Source organism: Robertmurraya mangrovi, assembly GCF_034427655.1.
In the GTDB taxonomy this organism is placed as follows: Bacteria; Bacillota; Bacilli; order Bacillales; family Cytobacillaceae; genus Robertmurraya_A; species Robertmurraya_A mangrovi.
In genome coordinates this window covers 73211-85261 of record NZ_JAXOFX010000018.1, presented here as the reverse complement: position 1 = coordinate 85261, position 12051 = coordinate 73211, and the positions used below count along the sequence as shown (strand labels likewise).

General features: G+C 33.5%; 10 protein-coding genes and 1 riboswitch. Of the genes, 8 read left to right on the top strand and 2 right to left on the bottom strand.

The features are described from left to right. Window positions 1–416 precede the first annotated feature (416 nt). A riboswitch (cyclic di-GMP riboswitch) is annotated at window positions 417–500 on the top strand. Window positions 501–571: 71 nt separating this feature from the next. From SM124_RS19975 to SM124_RS19965, 3 genes are all read left to right on the top strand, one after another. Continuing rightward, complete coding sequence (locus tag SM124_RS19975; RefSeq protein ID WP_322448302.1) at window positions 572–2560, top strand: methyl-accepting chemotaxis protein; 1989 nt, start codon at window positions 572–574, stop codon at window positions 2558–2560. A 135-nt stretch (window positions 2561–2695) separates the two neighbouring features. Then, window positions 2696–3319 (top strand): protein kinase family protein, encoded by a 624-nt coding sequence (locus tag SM124_RS19970; protein ID WP_322448301.1) that lies wholly within the window; start codon window positions 2696–2698, stop codon window positions 3317–3319. Window positions 3320–3401: 82 nt separating this feature from the next. Next, window positions 3402–4640 (top strand): hemolysin family protein, encoded by a 1239-nt coding sequence (locus tag SM124_RS19965; RefSeq protein WP_322448300.1) that lies wholly within the window; start codon window positions 3402–3404, stop codon window positions 4638–4640. Between the two features lie 233 nt (window positions 4641–4873). Here SM124_RS19965 and pgoN read toward each other — a convergent pair whose 3' ends face one another. Both pgoN and SM124_RS19955 read right to left on the bottom strand, forming a co-directional pair. Next, the gene (pgoN, locus tag SM124_RS19960; RefSeq protein ID WP_322448299.1) at window positions 4874–5704 is read right to left on the bottom strand and encodes a glyoxal/methylglyoxal reductase; all 831 of its coding nucleotides are present in this window, start codon (window positions 5702–5704) and stop codon (window positions 4874–4876) included. 136 nt (window positions 5705–5840) lie between these two features. Next, window positions 5841–6869: an STAS domain-containing protein gene (locus SM124_RS19955; RefSeq protein ID WP_322448298.1), complete on the bottom strand. Its 1029-nt coding sequence runs from the start codon at window positions 6867–6869 to the stop codon at window positions 5841–5843. Window positions 6870–7163: 294 nt separating this feature from the next. Between SM124_RS19955 and SM124_RS19950 the strand changes: the two genes are divergently transcribed. The 5 genes from SM124_RS19950 (at window position 7164) to SM124_RS19930 (ending at window position 11590) form a co-directional block, all read left to right on the top strand. Beyond that, window positions 7164–7604: a MarR family winged helix-turn-helix transcriptional regulator gene (locus tag SM124_RS19950; protein WP_322448297.1), complete on the top strand. Its 441-nt coding sequence runs from the start codon at window positions 7164–7166 to the stop codon at window positions 7602–7604. A 246-nt stretch (window positions 7605–7850) separates the two neighbouring features. Then, window positions 7851–8801, top strand: coding sequence for an ABC transporter permease (locus SM124_RS19945; protein WP_322448296.1), 951 nt, complete (start codon window positions 7851–7853; stop codon window positions 8799–8801). Beyond that, window positions 8794–9744, top strand: a complete 951-nt coding sequence (locus tag SM124_RS19940) for an iron chelate uptake ABC transporter family permease subunit (RefSeq protein ID WP_322448295.1) — start codon at window positions 8794–8796, stop codon at window positions 9742–9744. Before SM124_RS19945 ends, SM124_RS19940 begins: the two co-directional genes overlap by 8 nt. Continuing rightward, the gene (locus SM124_RS19935) at window positions 9738–10496 is read left to right on the top strand and encodes an iron ABC transporter ATP-binding protein (protein ID WP_322448294.1); all 759 of its coding nucleotides are present in this window, start codon (window positions 9738–9740) and stop codon (window positions 10494–10496) included. The genes SM124_RS19940 and SM124_RS19935 overlap by 7 nt, the downstream gene beginning before the upstream one ends. A gap of 125 nt (window positions 10497–10621) precedes the next feature. Then, entirely contained in the window at window positions 10622–11590 is a 969-nt protein-coding gene (locus tag SM124_RS19930; RefSeq protein ID WP_322448293.1) for a siderophore ABC transporter substrate-binding protein, read from the top strand. The last annotated feature ends 461 nt before the right edge of the window (window positions 11591–12051 follow it).

The following is a 12051-nucleotide window of genomic DNA, read 5'->3' as shown; positions in this document are numbered from 1 at the left end:
CCTAAAGGCTCATAGCTTAACTTAGTAAAGAAGCCGAATATAGCTTCTCTTATTAAAGATGCCTAAAAACAACCTATATACCAATGTTGAGTGGGGGCCTTGACAGTTTCGTTCATATCAGGAGGCTTGACTTCCTCCCCGCGGAAAGCAAGTGTCTGGACCGGAAATCAACGGACGAAATTACTAGACAATTCAAATATCTAAGCCTTAAAGACAGGGGCTGTCCTCAAAAATCATTATTATAATGACTTAATGGACAGTCCTTTTTTTGTGAAAAATTATCTAACTATAATTATTAAAATTATAGTTTCAAGTTTCAGTATATTTAAAATAAACTTTTAATTTTTACAATAAAAGTAACATATTACCATAATTGAAACTTCATGGTACTATATACATGGTAAAAAAGTAATAAATATGAAAAAAGGCTAATCCATTGAAAGGTGGTGGCGCAAAGCTACGGGTCTAAGGCAGAATGCTATGATCGCCGGGCTGCCATATGCTAACGGTTCATCGTTAATTGATAAGTAATACATTCTGATTAAAATACGCTTATCATTAGGAGGAGAATATGTTTAAAAATATAAATAAGAGTCTTCAAAAACAAATTTTAGTACCATTTTTAATTCTTATCATAATTGCGGGAGTTGTCATTTCCACCGTTAGTTATATATTTACGGTGAATAATACAGGAAAATTATTAAGTCATGCTGTATCTAGCCAAATGGTAAGTATGAATGACTCATTCGAGGTATTTTTTCAAAATACCATCATGACAGTTGAGCGATTGGGAAAAATGAAAGAGTTAGAGAATTATAATGAGAACCGCCTAAGTCTAGAAGAATCTTTCAGAGAGATGACGGAAACAAATTCAAGTCTTCAATTTGTCTATCTCGGTACGGAAAAAGAGGGGGATATGATTATTCAACCACCTACCGAATTACCAGATGGATTTGACCCGAGACAAAGACCTTGGTATAGCCAGGCTTTTGAAAATAAAGGGGAAGTAATTTGGACAGAGCCATACGTGGATTCTGTTACAGGTGGAATCATTGTAAGTGCTGCTAAGGCAATAGAAATAAATGGGAACAAGATTGGCGTACTATCCTTAGATTTTTCTGTTGATCAATTATCAGCTATGATTAATAAAACAAAAATAGGTAAAACTGGTTATGCTGTATTATTTGATAGTAACGGGAAATTGTTGGCTCATCCTGATAAAGAAATGATTGGCCAAGACCAGACAAAGAAGTCTTTCTATAAGGAATTACAAAAATCAAACCAGGGTATTGTTAACTATAGTCATAATGGTGATAACAAAATCATGGCATTTGTTAAAAACCCAACTACAGGATGGGTGCTAGCTGGTACGGTAAATAAGTCAGAACTAGAATCAGAAGCAGACAATATTCTTCTTCCAATTATCATTAGTTTAGTTTGTGTTATTATTGTTGCCCTACTAGCTTCTATCTTTATTGCTAGACGAATTACTAAACCTATCTCAGAGTTGCAAAAGAGCATGGTTGAAGTCGAAGAGGGAAATTTACTCACAGCAGTTAGGATTGAAAGGGAAGACGAAATTGGTAAACTTTCAAAAAGTTTTGAGCACATGCTTTTAAACATGAGAAGTATGATGGGGGATATATTTACTCTGTCCACACGAGTTTCAGAAGCTGCTGAAACATTAGTTTCCAGTGCAGAAGAGAATACAGCTTCAGCGAATGAAGTAGCGATTACAATGGAGCAAATCTCTGCAGGTGCGGGTAAACAATCCGCCATTATTGATCAGAGCTCAAAAGCAACGGATCAATTATCTGACCAAATTAAGATAATTGAGAATCAGGCAGAGCATATGGCAGATGAGTCAGATCTGATGCTACAGTCTTCTGAAGATGGAATGAAAAAAGTTCATTTTCTTATTCAACAGTTTGATCGTACTAGTAAAATGACTTCTGAAATGGTTACTGCCATTCATAAATTAGACGATCGTTCCAATAATATAAATGAGATTGTAAAGAAAATTACAGAAATAGCTAATCAGACCAATTTGCTTGCCCTTAATGCGGCTATTGAGGCAGCGAGAGCGGGAGAACACGGGAAAGGTTTTGCTGTTGTTGCTGATGAGGTTAGAAAACTTGCCGAACAATCTGAGGGAGCTTTAAAGGAAATCTCTGAAATTATTTCATTCATGCAAGGAGAAACGAAGCAAACGGTACAACTAATGGACCAAAACATTGAGATTGTTGAAGAACAAGGAAAAGCTGTTAAAGAAACAGAAGAAGCCTTTGAAGACATTAGAAAGACGATTTCATCTAGTAAAACCAATATTGAGGGAATAAATGAATCAGTGAAGCAGATTATTTCTCAAAAAAACTTATTACTTCGAAACATGGAAAATATAACGGGCATTAGTCAAGAAACTTCTGCAGGCACAGAAGAAGTTTCGGCATCAATTGAAGAAACAGCAGCATCCATGGAACAGCTAAATAATTTAGCTGAAGAACTTGAGGCATTCTCTAGAAAAATGAGAGAGGAACTTAATAAGTTTACTATTCAGTAATAAAGCTAGCTCCGAGAAATCGGGGCTATTTATTATAATATAACTATAAAAATGTTAAACTAATACATGAATCCAGTATAGAAAGTCATATTTTATAAGAAGAAGGATTATAGCTTTTTGAAAGGAGTAATAACCTTGGAGTCATTCAGTGAATTAGCGAGTAGTATAAAATTTAATCGCAAGGGTACTAGTGTTGTACTGAATGATCTAAATAAGAATTTACTCTTTATTGGTAAAGGAAGAAGTGCTGCTGTATTTAAAATTTTGTCGACAAGTAAAGTAATGAAGGTTTACTATCCAAGATTTAGTGAGTTAGCTTGTGAAGAAGCTGAAATATATAATCGATTGTCCAAAATACCTTATTATCCTAAATTATATGAATCGGGGACTAATTACATTGTCATTGATTACATTCCGGGTGAAACACTTTTTAATTGTCTTGTAAAAGGTGTTACTATAAGGTCTAGTTATATTAAAGAAATTGATCAAGCACTTATGCTGGCAAAGCAAGAAGGTTTAAATCCATCCGATATTCACTTAAGGAATATACTAGTTTCACCAGGTGGAAGGATTAAAATTATTGATGTTGCTCGTTTTAAACAAACTAAGGAGTGCTCCCAGTGGGTTCATTTGAAAATGGCTTTTGAACGATTATATCAGTACTCCTTTTTCCCTAAAAAAATACCCAAGTACTTATTAAACCTTATTGCTTTTTTTTATAAGAAAAGATACAAGCAGTTTTTATTAATACAGAAGTAAAAAAATGCGTAGGCTTTGATAAATAAATTGAGTATATGTAATACTAAGCTTAATAGTAAAAATTGATTTTTGGAGGATAAAAGTGTTTATAGCCATTTTGTTTTTCTTATTTATGTCTTTTTTCTTATCTGGAAGTGAGACAGCCTTAACCGCTGTTAATAAAATGAAAATAAAAACAAGAGCTGAAAACGATGACGTACGTTCGCAAAGACTGTTAGATTTAGTTTCTAAACCTGATGAATTTATTACTGCTATCCTTATAGGAAATAACATAGCGAATATCATGTTACCGACCTTAGTGACCATAATTGCCTTAAGTTATGGAATTAATGTAGGGATTGCCACTGCTGTTTTAACCGTCGTTCTCATTATTTTTGCAGAGGTACTACCGAAATCCATAGCAGCAACATTTTCTGAAAAGATAGCTTATATGGTTTTTCCGGTCATTCGAGCTTTAATGTTTTTATTAAAACCATTTACTTTTTTATTATCAAAATTTACAAGAGCTATTATCAAAATAATTTCCAAGGGGCATGAGGAAGAAACTTCATTCTCTAAAGAAGAGTTAATGACGATGGTTGACATTGCTGCTTCTGAGGGGACATTTCGAAATGAGGAAACTCGGAGAATAAAAGGGGTTATAGATTTTCATGAATTAGATGTTCGTGATGCTTTAAAAACTCCACGTACGGATATTGTAGGTGTCCCAGTTGAATCATCTTATGAAGAAGTTAGGGATATTATCCTCGCAAATAATTATTCGAGATATCCTGTATATAAAGATAATATGGATAATATTGTTGGAGTGTTTCATTCAAAGCAATTGTTATCTTGGTCTTTAGATCTTAGTAAAAATCTTAGTGACTTTATGGATAAGAAGCCACTATTCATATTTGAATTCCATGCGATTGATAAAGTATTTAAATTAATGCTAAAAGAACGTAAGCATATAGCCATTGTTCTTGATGAATATGGTGGGAATCGAGGAATCATCACTCACGAAGACATCATCGAGGCTATGATTGGCCAAGACATTAAAGATGAAACAGATGAAAACGAAGAGATTTTGATTTATGAACTAACAGATTCCCAGATTATCTGTAATGGAAAACTAGCATTGCGTCGCTTGAATGAAGTTTTTAAAGTGAAAATTCCGGAAGAGGAAGATGTGCTATCTGGTTTTTTATTAAAAGAATTCGGTCATTTTCCAAAAGAGGGAGATACTCTAGAATACCATCATTTACACTTTGAAATTAAGAAAATTGAATCTAATAAGATTTTACAGGTGGAAATAAAAAAGAAGGTTGCACCTGTTGATTAAGAAAAGCGGAAGCGCCCCGGTTAGCGACGTATGGACTGGAGCGCCTCGACTGAGATAAAGGAAACACGAAGAGCGTGAGCGATTCGATGTTGACTTATCGTAGGGAGAGGAGCGAAGTACACTAGTCGCTGGGCGCTGGAGCTAGACAGTAGTCTAACTTCAGAGAACCTATATATTTTATCAAGTAAATAAAAGAGGTTGCTAAATTTTTTAGCAACCTCTTACTATTGTTATTAAAAATTAAAATTATCAGGGTCTGGTCCAATACGCTCGTTTTTATTCAGTGAGCTAATTTTTTCCATATCTTCGGATGTTAACTCAAAATCAAAAATATCAGCATTTTCTATAATACGAGTTTCTTTAATTGATTTAGGGATGGTTACTACTTCGTTTTGAAGGTCCCAACGTAAAATGATTTGTGCTGGAGACTTTTGATGCTTTTCAGCAATTTCAACAATGACAGGCTCATCCAATAATACACCCTGTTTAAGTGGTGACCAAGCCTCGAGCTGAATACCTTCTTTCTTACAGAAATCATGTACTTCTTTCTGAGTAAGATGTGGATGGTATTCGATTTGGTTAACCATTGGTTTAATTTCAGCAATACTTAAAAGATCTTCAAGATGATGAACATGGAAATTACTAACTCCGATCGCTTTAACACGTCCATCTTTATAAAGCTTTTCAAGAGCTTTCCAAGTATCTTTATACTTACCAGCAACTGGCCAATGAATTAAATATAAATCAAGATAATCTAAACCTAGTTTTTCTAAGCTAGTTTCGAAAGCTTGAAGGGTGTTTTCATAGCCTTGGTCAGAGTTCCAAACCTTAGTTGTAATGAAAAGTTCTTCACGTGGAACGCCAGAATCTTTAATCGCTTGGCCCACACCTTCTTCGTTTTTGTAAACAGCTGCAGTATCAATACTTTTATAGCCATTTCTAATTGCAGCCTTTACGGATTCAACCACTTCTTCACCTTCTTGGACTTTAAATACACCAAGACCAAACCAAGGCATTTTTACTCCATTATGTAGTGTAGTTGTGTCCTGCAAACTGTTTGGCATACTAACTCCTCCTGAATATTAAACAAAGTCTATTGTCGTCCTCAAATATATCTGGTTAATTGATAAAGTATACAGATATAACTTGCAACAAGAATATTTTCTCATAAAAGTTAGGTAATATTAATTTTTTTGCTTATTATAGAATTTGTCGACCTTGCTGAGACAAGGCATAGTATATTCCGTGCTGTAAATTAGTAAAACAATTAAATTTTGATAGCTCAAAATTGGTAGATGAAATAGCAATTCCTAATTCAGGAGAAATACCTACAAGAATCGTTTTTGTACCAATTAGTGATGCAGCGCTTGCAAGCTTATTCAGAAATTCAACCGTATAACTGCAGATATTTTTACTCAAGCCGGTCAAGTCTAAAACAAGATAATCCACTTGTAGCTTTGGTAGATTGGTTAAAGTCTTTTGAATCACCACTTCTGAACGAATTTCATCATATTTTCCCAGTAAAGGAACAACGACTATTCCATCTAGCACAGGGATAATAGGGGATGAGAGTTCATTGACTAACTCATTTAGCTCTCTCGTTCTTTTTTCAACAGCTTCTTCCAGATGTTGAATTTGTAAAGCTTGCTTACGTCGTGCTAAATCATGAATATTATTCTCTACCGTTTTAATTGAAGGAAAGAACTCTATTTCAGTAAAGTCATGACCGTTCAATTGGTCATTTAGAATCCTATAACCCATGTTGGTTTCAAATAGTCCAGTAAGTAAGCCGGCGAAGTGACCAGGAAGAAAATTTCCGGATTTCTCTTTCTCTTGTTCTCTATTTATTTTGTACTCCCAACTATCTTTTAATCTTAATGTTGCCGTTGTAGTCTCCTTATCAATTTGTGTGATAGTAAAATAACCCCATCCGGCAGATCCATAGATAAGTGTTAGGTTATCAGCAATTTCTGATAGACTTTTATTTAAACTTTTAAAATAGGTTCCAACTACCAAACCTTGTCTAAATCCCGTTGTTTCTAAAACGACATCTGATGCATCCTGACCAGCAACTTCTTCTAACGTGTCAAAAAAAGACTTCATTGCTGTGGAAATCCAGAATAAAACGGCATCATCCTTTTCAAATAAAAATCTCCCATTTTCTATTTGCCACTCAAAATTAATTCCTTCAATACACGTTTTAGAATTTAAAGTATTTTCGTTACTCATATGTAAAATCACCTTTCATAGCTTGATAGTATGTATATATCATCAATCTTAAATAGATAACCTTTACCCTGAATACAATTAAATTAAACCCTTAAATTTTATAAATGATGTTAACAAATTTTTACTCTTTGATTATATTTCAAGAAACACGTAGTTTATGCAGGATTATTTACAGTTAGGTATGCATGAACTTTTATTAAACGAATAGACTAAAAATGTGCACAAAAATATACTTGCATGAACAAGTATATTAAAATAATATAAAGTAGGACAGTTAAGTTTAAGGAGAAAATGATGAGTTTTAACAAGTATCAGTTAGATGAATCTCTAGGATATAAACTTTTCCATGCTTCACGTTTAATGTCAAATAGGCTTAATCAAAATTTTAAAGAAAACGATTTCAATGTGACCTATGAACAGTGGCAGATTTTAAGCCGGCTTTACGAGCAGGATGGCCAAACTCAGAACCACTTAGCACAAATCAACGAGAGAGACCAAGCAAGTGTTTCGAGGCTAATTGATAATTTAATTAAGCGGGGGCTAGTTATGCGCCGCCCTCATCAAACGGACCGAAGAATTAACTTAATTTATTTAACTGAAGAGGGAAAAAGGATTCAATTAGGCTTAGAAAATTTAGCCCTTAAGACAATCGATGAAGCTTCATTTGGTATAAGTAAGCAAGACCTAGAGCGTACACTAGCCATTTTAGATCAAATACGAGAAAACTTGAAATAGTTTTCTTGTGTAAACGTATACTTGTTTAAACAATATCATTATTAAAAAATATTAAATAATTTAACAAATACTGTTGACAAATGATAATGAATATCATTATCATATTAATTATAGAAGGTATGAAATTTTTTTTGGATTTAAATGATAATGATTCTCTTTGGTTACAGAGGTAATTTTTTTTGTTTTCAAATGAGAATGATTATCTATTGCATTCCTTCTGTGAATAAAGAGGCAGGGTTACTAAAAATGAAAAAACGTTACTTGCTAATAGCACTAATTTTATTATCGATTACTTCACTCTTTATCGGAGTTAAAGATATTACTCCTTTTGATTTATTTCAATTAAGTGAAGAACAATTAGAAATTTTATTAATTAGTAGATTTCCAAGGTTAATGAGTATCATCATTGCAGGAATAAGTATGAGTATTTGTGGATTGATTATGCAACAGCTAACGAGAAACAAGTTTGTTTCTCCAACTACAGCAGGTACGATGGATTCTGCCAGATTTGGAATTTTAGTATCCTTAATGCTGTTTGCCTCAGCAAGTCCTATTCAAAAAATGTTGGTTGCATTCGTCTTCGCACTTCTAGGAACCTTCATTTTTATGAAAATACTAGACCGGATTAAATATAGAGATGCTATCTTTATTCCGATAGTAGGACTCATGTTTGGTAATATTGTTGGTTCAGCAACTACTTTTTTTGCTTATAAAAATGACCTCATTCAGAATATGTCTTCTTGGTTACAAGGGAACTTTTCTATGATGATTCAAGGTAGATATGAGCTCTTATACTTAAGTATACCGCTCGTTTTAATCGCCTATTTCTATGCCGACAAATTTACGATTGCCGGAATGGGAGAAGAGTTTTCGAAAAATTTAGGACTTAATCATCAGCAGGTAGTGAATATTGGATTAGTCATTGTTGCCTTAGTTACAACAGTAGTTGTGTTAACGGTAGGAATGATACCGTTCCTAGGCCTAATCATTCCGAATATTGTCACGATGTATCGTGGTGATCACTTGAGAAATAGCCTTTCTCATACTGCTTTGTTAGGAGCTGTATTCGTACTGTTTTGCGATATTTTCGGTCGAGTCATTATCTATCCTTACGAGATTCCAATTGGATTAACCGTAGGAGTAATTGGAAGCGGTATATTTCTTTACTTAATCATGAGGAGAAAGGCATATGAGTAATAAATTAAAAATAATTTCCTTAAGTTTATTAGCTATCCTATTGGTACTGGCATTCCTTTTTATAGATTTAGGTTCTAACTGGGATTACGTGCTACCTAGAAGAGGAAAGAAAATATTTGCAATCGTTTTAACTGGAGCGGTAATTGCTTTTTCTACAGTAATCTTCCAGACAGTTACAAACAACCGAATTTTAACACCAAGTATTATTGGTTTAGATTCTCTTTACTTATTGATACAAACTTTTCTCATTTTCGTTTTGGGTTCAACTAGCTTAACCGTTATGAACAAAAATGTGAACTTTATGATTTCTGTTTTATTAATGGTAATATTCGCCGGTGTACTGTATCGACTTCTCTTTAAGAGGGAAGGAAATAATATTTACTTTCTATTATTAGTAGGAATCATCTTTGGGACTTTTTTTGGAAGTATCTCTACTTTTCTACAAGTATTGATTGATCCCAACGAGTTTCAAATAGTTCAAGACCGAATGTTTGCAAGTTTCAATAATGTAAACACGGATGTATTAATGATTGCAACAGGGACAGTGATTTTAGCAACTATCTATAGCTTTCAATTTTTAAAATATCTAGATGTATTGGCTCTTGGTAAAGAACAAGCGATTAATCTAGGGGTTGACTATGATTACATCGTCAAAAGGCTATTAGTCGTGATTGCCATTCTTGTTTCTGTATCAACCGCATTAGTAGGTCCAATTACATTTTTAGGCTTATTAGTAGCTAATGTTGCTTATCAATTTCTAAAAACATATAAACATTCGTTGCTCATAACAGGTTCCATTTTAATTAGCATTGTAGCCTTAGTAGGAGGGCAACTAATCGTTGAAAGAGTGTTTACCTTCTCAACAACTTTAAGCGTTATTGTTAACTTTGTCGGTGGCTTATACTTCATATTCCTATTGTTAAAGGAGAGTAAATCATGGTAGAAGTGAGAAATATTTCAAAAAAATATGGTAACAAAATGGTTGTTGAAGATGTTTCTTTGAAAATTACTAAGGGTAAAATTACTTCTTTTATCGGTCCGAATGGGGCTGGTAAAAGTACACTCCTTTCAATCGTTAGTCGCCTGATTGCTAGGGAAACGGGTGAAGTATTAATTGATGGCCAAGAGATTGGCAAGTGGAAAAGTAATGACTTAGCTAAAAAAATCTCAATATTAAAACAATCTAATCATATTAATTTGCGTTTAACGGTTAAGGAATTAGTTTCTTTTGGTAGATTTCCATATTCACAAGGAAGACTGACAAAAGAAGATAAAAAGCATATAGAAGAAGCTATTGATTATATGGAATTGACTGAGATGCAAGATAAATTTCTTGATCAATTAAGTGGTGGTCAAAAGCAAAGAGCTTATATCGCAATGGTTATTGCTCAAAACACAGAATATATCCTATTAGATGAACCTCTAAATAATTTGGATATGAAACATTCGGTTCAAATTATGAAGGTACTTAGAAGGCTATGTGATGAGTTGGGGAAAACAGTGGTTATTGTTTTACACGATATCAATTTTGCCTCATCATACTCTGACTATATTGTAGCTTTAAAAGATGGAAAAGTAGTGAAAGAAGGTAGTACAGAGAGTATTATTAACAGCCCAACTTTAAAAGAAGTGTATGGGATGGACATTCAAATTGAAGAGTTTAATTGTAAGAAAGTGTGTATTTTCTATTCTTGATCTTGGTATTTCATTGACGGCCTAAACTAGGAGAGTTTTGATATTTCAATTAGGGCCCTGAAATAGATATCTCTACTGAATAATGCCATCAATATAAATATAAATAAATGATAGAGGTGTATAAAATGAAAAAAATAATGTTATTTTGCATTATTGCTATATTAACTATCATTACTGCAGCATGTGGTTCAGATAGTTCAAGTGAAAAAACTAGCGGTTCAACTGGTAGTGAAACAAAAACGGAAGAGTCAAAGGTAGAAGAAATTACAATTAAGCACCAATTAGGTGAAACCGTTGTTAAGCAAAACCCAGAGAAAGTGGTTGTATTTGATTTTGGAGTTTTAGACACTTTAGATAAGCTTGGTGTAGAAGTTACTGGTGTTCCTCAAATGAATATTCCTACATATTTATCAAAATATGCAGATTCTAAATATGAGAATGTTGGAGGCTTAAAAGAGCCAGATTTTGAAAAAATAAGTGAGTTATCACCTGACTTAATCATCATCTCTGGAAGACAACAAGAGGCATATGAAGAGTTAAGCAAAATTGGACCAACGATCTTTATGGGTCTAGATGCATCGAAATATATGGATTCTTTTACTGAAAACACAAAAACACTAGGTCAAATCTTTGGTAAAGAAGAAGAAGTAGAAACTGAGCTTGCTAGTGTAGAAACACAAATCAACGCTTTAAAAGAGAAAGCCACTGCTAGTGGTAAGAATGGTTTAATTATTTTAGCTAATGAAGGAAACCTAAGTGCATATGGACCAGCTTCTCGTTTTGGTGTCATTCATGATGTATTTGGTGTAGCTGCAGCAGATGAAAAAATTGAAGTATCACAACACGGTCAAACGGTATCTTTTGAGTATATTGTAGAAAAAGATCCAGATTATCTATTTGTAATTGATAGAGGAGCAGCTGTAGGCGGTCAGTCTTCAGGTCAACAAACGATTGAAAATGACTTAGTGAAAAATACAAAAGCATTCAAAAATGACAATATTGTATACTTAAGCCCAGATTTCTGGTACTTATCAGGTGGCGGATTAATTTCTGTAGCTGAAATGGTTAAGGAAATTGAAAAAGGTCTAGAGTAAACGAACTATTATGAAAACTACCTGTTTGAAGATCATGACAGGTAGTTTTATTTATAGAGCTGATTTTTACAGCTCTTTTTTTTCTGTCAAAAAGGTTTATCGATCTTTCATTTCGAATATTACATTAAGTACTTTTTACAGCGTTTGTAAAATTTTAACCTAACTCTAAGGGGGACTAATTATCACTAAACATAAGCTTCTACTATTAGCAGTCAAGGGGATAGGGATGTTACTTTTTTGGTTTTGCAATTTCATGACTCCAAACGCAGGACAGTCTTCTGGAAATGGGAATCCTGCCATAATTATCTTGATAGGGCTAGTATTTTTATTTTGTTATAGTGTGTATTTGTGGATACAAATACTAAATTCATATATGTTTAAACCCAAACACATGAAACTAGGGCTACTAGTAATCCTTTTACATATAATTGGGGGAACACTCTACCAAACGATTAGTTTTC